Origin of the sequence: Streptomyces griseus (assembly GCF_001715295.1) — a bacterium.
GTDB classification, from domain to species: domain Bacteria; phylum Actinomycetota; class Actinomycetes; order Streptomycetales; family Streptomycetaceae; genus Streptomyces; species Streptomyces griseus_G.
Map to the genome: position 1 here is coordinate 248,147 of NZ_MDKB01000004.1, position 12,857 is coordinate 261,003.

Below are 12,857 nucleotides of genomic sequence, written 5' to 3' on the forward strand. Positions count from 1 at the left end.
CCAGGGTGACGGGTGGCGGGACCGGCTGGTCCGGGTACCCCGGTGGTCCGGGGTCCGGCGACCGCTGGCCGATTGACCCGGGTGGCGCCGGTGGCCGGGTGGTCACGTTGCGTGGGTGGCTCGGGGTCCTGGGTGCCCCGGCGGGCGGTGGTCCGGCGACCGGGTGATCAGGAGGCGGGGGGCGGCAGGTGGCCGGTGCAGCCAGGCACCAGGTGGCGGGGCGGGTCAGGGACGTACGGTGAGGCCCGGGGTGAGAGCGCTGTTCTCACGCCGGGGGTTGCTCCTGCCGCGCCACAGCACCACGGCCACGGCCAGCAGGAGTCCCCCGATCCCGCCGGCCGTCGGGGCCAGCCAGCCGGCCGGGCGCTCCTCCTCCGGCTCCGGGCTCGGGCCCGGGCCGAAGTACTGCTTCCCGTAGCCGGTGGCGGACGTGGCACCCAGGTCGCCGGGCCGCAGCTTCGCCCCGCTCTCGATCGCCGCCGCGGGGTCGACCAGCCCGTAGCCCCGGGCGTCGTCGCGTCCGCCGGCGGGGGAGTTCCGGGCGGTCTCCGCGAGGAGCGTCTTGATCCGGGCGGGCGAGAGCCCGGGGTGCGCGGCGCGTACGAGGGCGACGGCGCCCGAGACGAACGCCGATGCGGCGGAGGTGCCCCACTCGATGTAGTAGTGCCGGTCGGGATTGGCGACCACGATGTCGACGCCGGGCGCGCTGACCGTGGCGTACCACCGGCGGGTGGAGAACGCGGCGTGCGTGCCGTACTTGTCGACGGCGGCGACGGCGATCACCCCCGGGTAGGCGGCGGGGTAGGAGACGTGGTCGCCCTTGTCCCCGCTGTTGCCGGCGGAGGCGACGACCGAGACGCCCTTGCTCAGGGCGTACTGGACGGCGGCGTCCTCGCCGGGCTCCGGATGGGCCGACTCGCTGTCGTCGCCGAGGGAGAGGTTGATGACGTCGGCGCCCTGGTCGGTGGCCCAGCGGATACCGTCGGCGAGGGCGGTGCCGCGGGACGTGCGGGCCCGGTCGCGGGACGGGTCGTCGGACTCGAGGATCACCCGTACGGGAAGGATCTTCGCTCCGGGGGCGACACCGAGCACCCCCTCCTCGCGACCCGGGCCGCTGCCGTGGCCCGCGATGATGCCGGCCATGGCGGTGCCGTGCAGGGCCCAGGAGCGGTCGCCCCGTCCGGCGCCGAAGCCGATGAGGTCCTTGCCGGGGAGCACCTGACCCGCGAGATCGGGGTGGCTGCCGTCCACGCCGGTGTCCAGGACGGCGACGGTGATGCCCTCGCCCCGGGTGGTCTGCCAGGCCCGGTCCGTGTGCATCGCCTCCAGGCCCCACTGCTGGTCCCGTATGGCGTCGGCGTGGGCCGGCAGGGCCGGAAGCAGCGTGAACGCGGTGGCCGTGGCCAGGGCGGTGACGGCGCGAAGCCGCCGTACGCGGGTCATCCCGGCTTCTCCGTGAGGTCGGTGACGGTCCTGCGCAGCGCGCGCTCCACCCGGTCGGCCACGCCCTTCGCCTCGTGGCCGAGTCCGGCCTGCGCCGGGGCTGTCGTGGCGCCGTCCGCCATCGCCTCGGCGGCGGGCTGGGGTTCGGCTACGGGGCGGCCGTCGGCGAAGCCGGAGACGGAGAAGACGACGACGGGTACCTCGGTCAGGACGTGGACGGTCCAGCTGGCCCGCTGCCGGTCACCGAACTCCGCGGCGGCGGTGCCCTTCGCCGGATAGGCGCGGGGCATCAGGTCGGTCCGCCGGTCGAGGTGCTGCCGGGTGAAGCGGGCGTCGAGCGCGGTCATCGCCTCGGTGTCCGCCACGGTGAAGACGAGGCCCACGGTGGTGACGCTGCTGCGGGTGGCGTCGGTGTAGGTGGCCCGCACCAGGCGTTCGCAGCCCACCGGCCGCAGCGTCTTCAGGAGCAAGGGGTCCAGGCCTGCCGCGCAGTCGCTGTCGGCGGCCACGGCGATCCGGGTCCAGACGCGGTCGGCGGCGCCCGGCCCCGCTCCGTCGCCCTTGAGGGTGCGGGGGAAGAGGGTGTCGACGGGGACGCTGTGCCAGGCGGAGCGGCCCACGGTGTACGCGCTACGGGCCACCGGATCAGCCGCGGAGTCACCGGTGAGCCAGCTGCCGGTGACGGCTCCGCCGATCAGCCCGAGACCGAGCACGAGGCAGGCCGCGGCGGCCGCGGTACGGGCGGGGTGCCGGGTCCTGACGGGGCGCAGCCGGGTGGTGGTCTCGGCGGGCGTCTCGGCGTACCCGTAGTACGCGCCGGGCGGCGCGGGAGTCGCGCCGGGACGCGGGGTGAGGTCGACCGCGCCGACGGGCCGCCGCCTGGTGGCGGCGGGCGGCGGCACCGTCGGGGTCCCGGGACGGGCCTGGGGCGCGGGGGCGCCCTGGCGCGCGGGCGACGTGGAGGCGCCGTGGCCGGCGGGCGGCGTGGAGGCGGGGTGGCGCGCGAGGGGCGTCAGGGCGCGCAGGCGCCTGGTCGTCTCCGCGGGCGGAGCCGACACGGGTGGCGCCGACACCGGTGGGGAGGTCGGTGGCGGGGACGCGACGGGCGGGAGCGGCCCGGGCGAGGAGACCGGTGGTGCGGCCGGGGGCCGGTGCCCCACCGCGGGCGAAACCGGTGGCCGAAGCGCCGGGCCTGCCGATGCCGTCGGGCCCGCCACGGGTCCCGACGGCCCTTTCACCCACGCCGTGGAGCCGGTCGCCGTGTCCCGTGCGGAGCCGGAGCCGGATACGGCCTGCGTCGAGGCCGGAGGCGGTGTGGCCGGTGTGGCCTGCGCGCTGGGTGCAGTCGGCGGCCGGTATCCGGCGGCAGGCGAGGCCGGAGGCGTCGCGGCAGGTACGGCCGGAGGCCGAGGCGCCGCAGGAGGCGCGGCCGGAGGCGTCGCAGCAGATGCGGCCGGAGGCCGGTGCCCGGCGGGAGGCGAGGCCGGAGAGGTCGCGGCTGACGGGTCGGCCGCAGGTGCCGCCGTGCCCGACGTCTGCGTCGTGGGGACTGCCGCTGTGTCCTCTGCGGGGCCGGTGCCGGGCGCGGTCCGCCGCGCGGGCTCCGTCGGCGGGGCGGGCGCGGTGGGCGTCCGGGGCGGGACGACGGCGGGCGGAACGGCCGGGCGGGGCGGCACAGGAGCGCGCTGCGCTTCGGTACTCATCCGGCCCCCTGGTCACACGTCCCCGCACCGCCCGTGGATCACCGTTCCGGACAGGTCCTCCGGTCATCCGCGTGCCGTCACTCTACGGGGTGCGGTGCACGCCGTGGGAACAGGACGGGGGCCACCGGGGGATCTGCACCGAACGTCCCCCTACCCAGGAGTAGGGCCGTCTGGCAAGCTGCCGCCATGACTGCCCGCGCCGCCGACCGGGCCCGCTACGACCGGGCCACCGCCCACCTCGATGCCCCCGTGGCCGTCGTCGACCTGGAGGCCTTCGACGCCAACGCCGACGACCTGGTGCGCCGGGCGGGCGGGAAGCCGATCCGGGTGGCGAGCAAGTCGGTGCGCTGCCGTGCCCTGCTGGAGCGGGTGGTCGCGCGGCCGGGGTTCGCCGGGATCATGTCGTTCACCCTCGCCGAGTCGCTCTGGCTGGCCCGGGCCGGCTTCGGCGACGTCCTGCTCGCCTATCCGTCGGCCGACCGGACCGCCTACGCCGAGCTTGCCGCCGACCCGGAACTGGCTGCGGCCGTGACCGTGATGGTGGACGACCCCGCACAGCTGGAACTGATCGACGCGTCACGGGCCGGCGGGACCGAGGAGATCCGGGTCTGCCTGGAGCTGGACACCTCGCTGCGGCTGCTGGGCGGCCGGGTCAGGGTCGGCGCCCTGCGCTCCCCGCTGCGCTCCCCCGCCCAACTGGCCGACCTGGCCCGATCGGTGGGGCGCAGGCCGGGCTTCCGGCTGGTGGGGCTGATGGCGTACGAGGGCCACGTGGCGGGGGTCGGCGACGCGGTCGCGGGCCGGCCGCTGCGGTCACGGGGGATCCGGCTGATGCAGTCGGCGGCCCGCAAGGAGCTGGTGGCCCGGCGGGCCGCGGTCGTACGGGCGGTGCGGGCCGTGGCGCCCGACCTGGAGTTCGTGAACGGCGGCGGTACCGGCAGTGTGCAGCACACCGCCGCCGAGGACGCGGTGACGGAGATCGCGGCCGGGTCGGGGCTGTACGTACCGAGGCTGTTCGACAACTACACGTCGTTCAGAGGCCGGCCGGCCGCGCTGTTCGCCCAGCCGGTGGTCCGGCGGCCGGGCGTGGGGGTGGTGACGGTGCTCGGCGGCGGCTATCCGGCGTCCGGGGCGGCCGGCAAGGACCGGCTCCCGGTCCCGTATCTGCCCGAGGGGTTGCGCTACGACGCGATGGAGGGCCCCGGGGAGGTGCAGACACCGTTGCTGGGCGCACCGGCCGACGACCTGCTGATCGGGGACAAGGTGTGGTTCCGGCACGCCAAGGCCGGTGAGTTGTGCGAGCGTTTCGACGAGTTGCTGCTGATCGAGGGCGACCGGATCACGGCCACCGTACCGACGTACCGGGGCGAGGGCCGTACGTTCCTGTAGGGGCCTCCGGCCCGGCAGCCGGGAAGGACCCCGGTCACCACCGTCGCGGCTCCCCGGCGGTGACCGCTCCCCTTATCCGGGCCCCACGGTGTTGCCGACGCCCCCGCCGGTGGCGCTGTCACCGATCGGGCGGATGCCGCGGGTGATGGTGTCCATCAGGGACAGCGGCAGCTCCTCCCGGCCCGCGTCGAACGCGAAGCGCACGATGACCGGCGTCTCGCTGCCCACCGCGGAGGGGAAGACCAGCGACTGCACGTAGCCGCCCGGGCCCCGGCCGGTGGTGACCTGCCACCGCACGAGGTACCCGGTGCGCCCGGCGACGCTCACGGACTCGGACGCCAGTTCCCTGTGGGACCTGATGCCGCCGTGGGTACGCTCGCCGACCACGTTCTCCTCGTAGGCCAGGCCAGCCGCGGTCCCGATGTCCTCCTCGGCCAGTGCCCTCATGGAGGCGAGGTCCGTGCCGGTCGCGGTACGGGCGGTCACCGTCCCGTGGTGGCAGAAGCTCCCGGAGTCTCCGGGGCAGGTGAAGGACCCGACCGTACGCATGGTCGGGGCGTCGTCGAGGGCGTTCTCCGGCTTCTCCCAGCCGTCCGGGACCCGCAGGGTGATGCCGTCGAGCTGGTCGGTCAGCACCCTCGGGTCGTCCGCCGGCCCCTCCGCCGGCGAGGGCGTGCGCGCGCTCCCGGTGCCCACGGCGGCCGGCGGCGGGGTGGGCGCGGCGCCCGGCTGCCCCTCCCTGTCACCGCCGCCCAGCACCACGACGCCGGTCACGGCGGCGCCGGCGAGCGCCAGCGCGGCCGCGGTGACCGCGAGCACCGTCGTCCTACGGCCGGGGGCACGGCGGCCGGGCGTGGCGGAGGCGTACGGAACGGTCCGCGGCCCGGGCACCGGCGGCTGGGGGACGTCGGACGGCCTGGTGTACCCGGTCCAGGCGGACCCGTCCCACCAGCGCTCGGTGCCGTGCACGTGCGTGTCCGGGTACCAGCCGGGCGGTGTCGCGTCGCTCATGCCGTCCACTGTAGGGAGCGGGCCTACAGCGGGGTCACGTACGCCCCCGAGATACCGCCGTCGACCAGGAAGTCCGTGGCGTTGACGAACGAGGAGTCGTCGCTCGCCAGGAAGGCGACCGCGGCCGCGATCTCCGTCGGCTCGGCGAACCGGCCGAGGGGGATGTGCACGAGCCTGCGGGCGGCACGCTCCGGGTCCTTGGCGAACAGCTCCCGGAGCAAAGGGGTGTTGACCGGCCCCGGGCACAGGGCGTTGACCCGGATGCCCTCGCGGGCGAACTGCACGCCGAGTTCGCGGGACATCGCGAGCACGCCGCCCTTGGACGCGGTGTACGAGATCTGCGAGGTCGCCGCGCCCATCCGGGCCACGAACGACGCGGTGTTGATGATGGAGCCACGCCCCTGACGTCGCATGTACGGCAGCGCGGCCTTGCAGCAGAGGTAGACGGAGGTGAGGTTGACGTCCTGGACGCGCTTCCAGGAGTCGAGTCCGGTGGTGAGGATGGAGTCGTCGTCGGGCGGTGAGATGCCGGCGTTGTTGAACGCGATGTCGACGGAGCCGTAGGTGTCGTGGGCGGCCGCGAAGAGCGCCTCGACCTGGTCGGGGTCGGTGACGTCGACGTGCACGAAGGTGCCGCCCACCTCCTCCGCCGTCGCGGCGCCCGCCCCGTCGTCGATGTCACCGCAGACGACGTGGGCTCCTTCCGAGGCGAGTCTACGGGCGGTGGCGAGGCCGATGCCGCTGCCCGCGCCGGTGATCACGGCGGTGCGGCCGGTCAGGCGGCGGCAGATGTTCCCGGTGTCGGTGGTCATGGCGTCAGGCCTCCGTGCCGATGAAGACGTTCTTGGTTTCGGTGAAGGCCACGAGGGCGTCGGGCCCCAGTTCGCGGCCGAGTCCGGACTGCTTGTAGCCGCCGAACGGGGTCCAGTACCGGACGGCGGAGTGGGAGTTGACCGACAGGTTCCCGGCGCGGACAGCCTGGGCGACCCGCAGGGCACGGCCCACGTCACGGGTCCAGAGCGAGCCGGCCAGGCCGTGCTCGGTGGCGTTGGCCAACCGGACGGCGTCGGCCTCGTCCTCGAAGGGCAGGACGACGGCGACCGGGCCGAAGACCTCCTCGGTGGCGACGGGCGCGTCCGGGGCCACGTCGGTGAGGACGGTCGGCGGGAACCAGAAGCCCGGCCCGTCGGGCGCGGTGCCCCGGATCCTGGCGGCGGCAGCGGGGACGTACGCGCGGACCCGGTCCAGCTGGGCACGGGAGATCAGTGGGCCCATCTGCGTCTTCACGTCGCCGGGGTCGCCGACGACGACCGAGGCGACGGCGGGGGCCAGGAGTTCCAGGAACCGGTCGTACACCGGGCGCTGGACCAGGATGCGGGTGCGGGCGCAGCAGTCCTGGCCGGTGTTGTCCAGGAAGGACATCGGTGCGGCGGCCGCGGCGGCCTCGATGTCGGCGTCGGCGAAGACGATGTTGGGGCTCTTCCCGCCGAGTTCCAGGGTCAGCCGCTTCACCTGGCCGGCGCACCGGGTCATGATCTGCTTGCCGACGTGGGTGGAGCCGGTGAAGACGATCTTGGCGACCCCGGGGTGTTCGACCAGGGCGGCGCCCGCCACGTCCCCCGCACCCGGGAGCACTTGGAAGAGGTGCTCGGGCAGGCCCGCGTCGAGGGCGAGGCGGGCCAGCTCCAGTGCGGTGAGGGGAGTGGTCTCGGCCGGCTTGAGGATGACGGCGTTCCCGGCGGCGAGCGCGGGGGCGGTGCCCCAGGCGGCGATCGGCATGGGGAAGTTCCAGGGGGCGATCACGCCGACGACGCCGAGCGGTTCCAGGAGGGTGAGGTCGATGCCGCCGGGCACGGGGATCTGACGTCCTGTCAGGCGCTCCACTCCCCCGGCCGCGTAGTCGAGCAGGTCGCGGACGTTGGCCGCTTCCCAGCGGGCGTTGCCCAGGGTGTGGCCCGCCTCGGCGACCTCCAGCCGGGCCAGCCGTTCGGCGTGCTCGTCGACGAGGACGGCGAAGCGGCGCAGCAGCCGGGCCCGGTCGGCGGGTGCCAGGGCCGCCCAGGTGCGCTGGGCGGCGGTGGCACGGGTGACGGCGGCGGCGACCTCTGCGGCGGTGGTGGCGGGGACGGTGGCGACGAGTTCCTCGGTCGCCGGGTTCAGGACGCGGTGTTCGTGGATCACGGGGTGCCTCACAGGCGTTCGAAGGAGCGGCGGAGCTCCCAGTCGGTCACCGCGGCGTCGAAGGCCTCCAGTTCGACGCGGGCCATGTTGCGGTAGTGGGCGACGACCTCGTCACCGAAGGCCTCGCGGGCCACCTCGCTGTTCTCCCAGAGTCCGGCGGCCTCGCGGAGCGTGGTGGGGACCCGGTCGTACCCGGCGGTGTAGGCGTTGCCCTCGCACGCCTCGGGCAGCTCCAGTTCGTGCTCGATGCCGTGGAGCCCGGCGGCGACGAGGCCGGCGACCGCCAGGTACGGGTTGACGTCCCCGCCGGGCAACCGGTTCTCGAAGCGCATCGAGCGGCCGTGGCCCACGACCCGCAGCGCGCAGGTGCGGTTGTCGTGCCCCCAGGCGACGGCGGTCGGGGCGAAGGAGCCGGGCTGGAAGCGCTTGTAGGAGTTGATGTTCGGCGCGTAGAGCAGGGAGAAGTCGCGCAGGGCGGCGAGCTGGCCGGCGAGGAAGTGCCGCATCAGGGGGGACATCGCGCCGTCCGTGCCCGCCATGACGCTCCGCCCGTCGGCGTCCTGGAGGGAGAGGTGGATGTGGCAGGAGTTACCCTCGCGCTCGTTGAACTTCGCCATGAAGGTGAGGGAGACACCCTCCTGGGCGGCGATCTCCTTGGAGCCGGTCTTGTAGACGGCGTGCTGGTCGCAGGTGACGAGCGCTTCGTCGTACCGGAAGACGATCTCGTGCTGGCCCGGATTGCACTCGCCCTTGGCGGACTCGACGGTGAGGCCGGCCGCCGCCATGTCGTTGCGGATGCGGCGCAGCAGCGGTTCGATGCGGCCGGTGCCGAGGACGGAGTAGTCGATGTTGTACTGGTTGGCCGGTGTGAGACCGCGGTAGTTGCGGTCCCATGCCTGCTCATAGGTGTCCTTGAAGACGATGAACTCCAGCTCGGTGCCGACGTGGGCGGTCAGCCCGTGCGCGGCGAGCCGCTCCAGCTGCCTCCGGAGGATCTGGCGGGGCGCGGCGACGACCGGCGAGCCGTCCTCCCAGGCGAGGTCGGCCATGACCAGGGCCGTCCCGTCGTGCCAGGGGATCCGGCGCAGGGTCGTGAGGTCCGCGCGCATCGCGAAGTCGCCGTAACCGTCGGACCAGGAGGACATGGCGAACCCGTCGACGGTGTTCATGTCCGTGTCGACGGCGAGCAGGTAGTTGCAGCCCTCCGTGCCGTGTTCGAGCACCTCGTCCAGGAAGAAGGAGGCCGCGAACCGTTTGCCCTGCAGCCGGCCCTGCATGTCGGGGAAGGCCAGGACGACGGTGTCGATCTCACCGCGCTCCACGAGCACGCGTAACTCGTCGGTCCCCAGCGGGGCTGTTCGGTCTGCCACGGGATGCTCCTCGTTCGGTCAGCCGGTCTAAGGTATGGGAGAAAACCATTGGGGGGAAGGGAATCGGGACGTGGCGGAAGAGACCGGGGAGCCCGGGTTCCCCGGCCCCCTGCTGCCGGCGCTGCGGCCGGTCCGCGCGGGCAACGGCTTCGAGGAGGCCCTGGAGCAGATCCTGCAGGTGGTCAGGCTCGGGCTGGTGCCTGCGGGCGGACGGCTGCCGGCCGAACGCGAACTGGCCGCGCTCCTCGGGATCAGCCGGGTGACTCTGCGCGAGGTGCTGAAGGTGCTCCAGGACCAGAAGGTCGTGGAGGCCAGACGCGGACGGTACGGGGGCACGTTCGTGCTCCCCCGGACCGGGCCGGCCGACGACGGCGAGCTGCGCCGCCGGGTGGCGGACACCGGCATCGAGGACGTCCTGCTGTTCCGCGAGGTCCTGGAGACGGGCGCGGCGGGGCTGTGCGCGTCGCGCGGTCTGGACGACGAGGGGGCGGAGCGGCTGCGGACGGCTCTGGCGGCGACACACGAGGCACCTCTGCCCGACTACCGCAGGATCGACACCCTCTTCCACCTGACGCTCGCCGAACTCTCCGGCTCCCCCTCCCTCGCCGCCCGGTACGCGGCGGTCCGGGCGAGCGTCAACGACCTGCTGGACTGCATCCCCCTGCTGGTACGGAACCTGGAACACTCGCAGCATCAGCACACCGCGCTCGTCGGGGCGGTGTTCGACGGGGACGAGGAGGCCGCCCGGGCGGTGATGCGCGAGCACTGCGCGGGAACGGCCGCGCTGCTCCGGGGCTTCCTGGCTTGAACCCGCTCTTCCGGATCATCGCTCTTGCGCTGCGGCTCGGTACGAACAAAGGTATGGCGTAACACCATTGCACCGGGCCGGTCCGCAGACCGGCCGCCGGAGGGACCGCACCATGCACGAACCGCTCATCGGCGTCACGACCTATCTGGAGCCGGCGGCTCGCTGGGGCGTCTGGGAACTTCCCGCGGCGGTGCTCCCCTCCGCGTATCCGCGGCTGGTCCAGCGCTCCGGCGGCCTGGCGGCCCTCCTGCCGCCGGACGCCCCGGAGCGCGCCGCGGACGTGGTGGCCCGGCTGGACGGTCTCGTCATCGCAGGCGGGGCGGACGTCGATCCCGGGCTGTACGGCGCGGAGCGCGACTTCAGGACCGGCCCGCCCGCGCACGAGCGCGACGCGTGGGAGGTCGCCCTGCTCCGCGCGGCGAGGGAGGCGGGTATCCCGGTGCTCGGCATCTGCCGGGGCATGCAGCTGCTCAACGTGGCGCTGGGCGGGACCCTGATCCAGCACCTGGACGGCCACGCGGGCCCGTTCGGCAAGGCGGGGGTCCTCGGCGAGCACACCGTGACACCGGTCCCGGGCACGCTGTACGCCTCACTGGTGCCCGGGGAGGCGTCCGTTCCGACCTACCACCACCAGGCCGTGGACCGGCTCGCGCCGGGTCTGGTGGTGTCCGCGCACGCGGCGGACGGCACGGTGGAGGCGATCGAACTGCCGGGCGCCCCGTGGGTGCTGGGCGTGCAGTGGCACCCGGAGATGGGTGACGACCTGCGGATCACGCGGGCGCTCGTGGACGCGGCCCGCGCCCGGGCCGGGGTGGCCTGACGGCCTGTGGCCCGGCGGGTACGGGGCCCGGGGGCCGGGGGCCGGGGGTCCTGCGGGTCCCCGTGCCGGACACTCGCCGCGGACGCCCACCATCCCGCGTCCCAGCCGCGTGCCGGGTCCGCGGGACGGACGGTCAGCGACAGCAGGTCGCGGGCCGGGCCCGTCGGGCGGGACGGGGACCCGGCGGCCGGGGGCCTGGGGGTGCCCGTCCGGTCACCGGCCGCCGACGCCACCGTCCCGCGTCCCGCGCCTCAGCCGCGTGCCGGGTCCGCGGGACGGACGGTCAGCGACAGCAGGTCGCGGGCCGGGCCCGTCGGGCGGTGCCCGGCGGGCCAGACGGCGCGCAGTTGGCGCCGCAGCCGCACCCCCTCGACCGGGATCTTGACCAGGCGCCGGGCGGAGAGTTCTTCACCGAGGGCCAGTTCGCTCAGGACGCAGGGGCCCGCCCCGCTCTCCGCCGCGCCCTTGACGGCGGTCGTCGAGGAGAGTTCGAGCAAGGGGCGTGCCAGTCCGCCGTGCACCGCGAGCGCGGCGCCCAGGACCTGACGGGTGCCCGAGCCGTGCTCACGCAGGACGAGGGGGGTCGCGGCGAGCTCTCCCGGCGTCAGGCGGGTCTGCCGGCCGGCCCACGGGTGGGAGGGGGCCACCACGACGACCAGCCGGTCGTGCGCGATGACGGTGCCGTCGAGCCCTTCCGGTACGGACAGCCCCTCGACGAACCCCAGATCGGCCTCACCCGCGAGCAGCCGCCGGGCGACGTCGGAGGAGTTCCCGGCGAGCAGGGAGACGGCCGTGTCCGGACGGCCCGCGCGCAGGGCGATCAGCCAGCCGGGCATCAGGTACTCCGCGATTGTCATGCTGGCCACCACCCGCAGCCGGGAGTCGCGGCGGTCACGGAGCGCCTGCGCTCCCGCGTCGAAGGCTTCGGCGGCCTCGACGACCTTGCGCGCCCAGTCGGTGACGAGGGCCCCGGCGTCGGTGAGCCGTGAGCCGCGCGGCGAACGGTCCAGGAGCGCGACACCGAGCTGCCGTTCCATCGACCGGATGCGGCTGGAGGCGGCGGGCTGGGTGATCCCCACCTCCCGGGCGGCACGGCCCAGGCTGCCGTGCCGGGCGACCGACAGCAGAAGGACCATCGCGCCCAGATCGGGCACCCGGTGCTGCAGCGCGGACGGGGACGCGTCGGGAGGTGCGGACGGCGCGGCGGCAGACGCGGACGGGGACACCTCGGCGCGCGCGGGCGGGGACACGTCGGCGGGGGCGGGCGGGGACACGTCGGCGGGGGCGGACGGGGACGAGGGATCGGNCCTTGGGGTCCTCGAGCTTCTTCAGGTCGTGCTTCCCGTAGGCCCAGTGCGGCGACCACAGGGTCACCACGACCGGCTCCTTCTTCTTGATGGAGGCGTTCAGCTCGGCGAGCATCGAGGACGTGCTGGAGGAGACGACCTTGTACTCGCCCTCCAGGCCGTACGCCTTGAGCACCTTGTCGTTGAGGGTGCCCATCATCCCGGCGCTCGACTCGATGCCGATGATCTTGCCGTTGAACTTCTTCCCCTGGCCCTTGAGATCCGCCAGCGAGTCGATGCCCTTGACGTACGAGGGAACCGTCAGCTCCAGCGAGGTCGGCCCGTACCACGAACCGAGATCGGTCAGGTTGTCCTTGTACCGGTTCCAGTAGTCCTTGTGCGTGGTGGGCAGCCAGGAGTCGAACTGGACGTCCATCTGCCCCTGCGCGAGACCGGTGTAGAGCGGGCCCGGGTCGAGCTGCTTGACAGTGGTCCGGTAGCCCCGGTCCTCCAGCACGTTCTGCCAGAGGTATGTCGAGGCGATGGCCTCGTCCCACGGGAAGTAGCCCATGTTGACGGTCTTGCCCGCGTCCTTGCCCTGCTGTGTGCCGCCGGCCCCGCCGGGGACCGGAGCCAGCTTGTCGACGAGCCCGGGGTTCGCCTTCAGCCAGGCGCGTACGCCGTCCTGCTCCTTGCCCTGACCGGCTTCCTGGATGCTGTTCTCCAGGCCCGTCAGCTGCTTCTCGGTGAGCTTGAAGTTCTTCAGCCAGCGCGAGACGGCGGGGGCCTTCTCGGCGAAGCCCTTGTGGGCGACCGTGTGGATCTGCTCGCCCTTGCCCCAGGCGC

Annotated in this window: 10 protein-coding genes and 1 pseudogene; 3 read left to right on the forward strand and 8 right to left on the reverse strand. The window is 74.2% G+C overall.

What is annotated here, in order from left to right:
- Positions 1 to 225: 225 nt before the first annotated feature.
- Both mycP and BA175_RS22720 read right to left on the reverse strand, forming a co-directional pair.
- A complete protein-coding gene (gene mycP / locus BA175_RS22715) occupies positions 226 to 1,443 on the reverse strand; it encodes a type VII secretion-associated serine protease mycosin (protein WP_069173347.1) in 1,218 nt (405 codons plus the stop codon).
- A complete protein-coding gene (locus BA175_RS22720; RefSeq protein WP_069173712.1) occupies positions 1,440 to 2,345 on the reverse strand; it encodes a hypothetical protein in 906 nt (301 codons plus the stop codon). Before BA175_RS22720 ends, mycP begins: the two co-directional genes overlap by 4 nt.
- A 987-nt stretch (positions 2,346 to 3,332) precedes the next feature.
- Between BA175_RS22720 and BA175_RS22725 the strand changes: the two genes are divergently transcribed.
- Positions 3,333 to 4,535 (forward strand): amino acid deaminase/aldolase, encoded by a 1,203-nt coding sequence (locus BA175_RS22725; RefSeq protein WP_069173348.1) that lies wholly within the window; start codon positions 3,333 to 3,335, stop codon positions 4,533 to 4,535.
- 72 nt (positions 4,536 to 4,607) lie between these two features.
- On the opposite strand, the gene BA175_RS22730 is transcribed toward BA175_RS22725, so the two are convergent.
- From BA175_RS22730 to BA175_RS22745, 4 genes are read right to left on the reverse strand one after another with little or no spacing between them, the layout of a single operon-like run.
- Positions 4,608 to 5,546 carry a DUF2510 domain-containing protein gene (locus BA175_RS22730; RefSeq protein ID WP_069173349.1) on the reverse strand — a complete coding sequence of 313 codons (939 nt, stop codon included), beginning with the start codon at positions 5,544 to 5,546 and terminating at the stop codon, positions 4,608 to 4,610.
- Positions 5,547 to 5,569: 23 nt separating this feature from the next.
- A complete protein-coding gene (locus BA175_RS22735; RefSeq protein WP_069173350.1) occupies positions 5,570 to 6,358 on the reverse strand; it encodes a 3-oxoacyl-ACP reductase in 789 nt (262 codons plus the stop codon).
- A 4-nt stretch (positions 6,359 to 6,362) separates the two neighbouring features.
- On the reverse strand, positions 6,363 to 7,727 hold the full coding sequence (locus BA175_RS22740) for an aldehyde dehydrogenase family protein (RefSeq protein ID WP_069173351.1): 1,365 nt from the start codon (positions 7,725 to 7,727) through the stop codon (positions 6,363 to 6,365).
- 8 nt (positions 7,728 to 7,735) lie between these two features.
- Positions 7,736 to 9,097 carry a glutamine synthetase family protein gene (locus BA175_RS22745; RefSeq protein ID WP_069173352.1) on the reverse strand — a complete coding sequence of 454 codons (1,362 nt, stop codon included), beginning with the start codon at positions 9,095 to 9,097 and terminating at the stop codon, positions 7,736 to 7,738.
- Between the two features lie 70 nt (positions 9,098 to 9,167).
- Here BA175_RS22745 and BA175_RS22750 point away from each other — a divergent pair, with 70 nt between their 5' ends.
- Positions 9,168 to 9,905, forward strand: coding sequence for a FadR/GntR family transcriptional regulator (locus tag BA175_RS22750; protein ID WP_069173353.1), 738 nt, complete (start codon positions 9,168 to 9,170; stop codon positions 9,903 to 9,905).
- Between the two features lie 112 nt (positions 9,906 to 10,017).
- Positions 10,018 to 10,725, forward strand: a complete 708-nt coding sequence (locus BA175_RS22755; RefSeq protein WP_069173713.1) for a gamma-glutamyl-gamma-aminobutyrate hydrolase family protein — start codon at positions 10,018 to 10,020, stop codon at positions 10,723 to 10,725.
- Positions 10,726 to 10,976: 251 nt separating this feature from the next.
- On the opposite strand, the gene BA175_RS22760 is transcribed toward BA175_RS22755, so the two are convergent.
- Entirely contained in the window at positions 10,977 to 11,861 is an 885-nt protein-coding gene (locus BA175_RS22760) for a LysR family transcriptional regulator (RefSeq protein WP_254667971.1), read from the reverse strand.
- A gap of 171 nt (positions 11,862 to 12,032) precedes the next feature.
- Positions 12,033 to 12,857 (reverse strand): annotated as a pseudogene (locus BA175_RS29920) (glycine betaine ABC transporter substrate-binding protein); the annotation flags it as partial.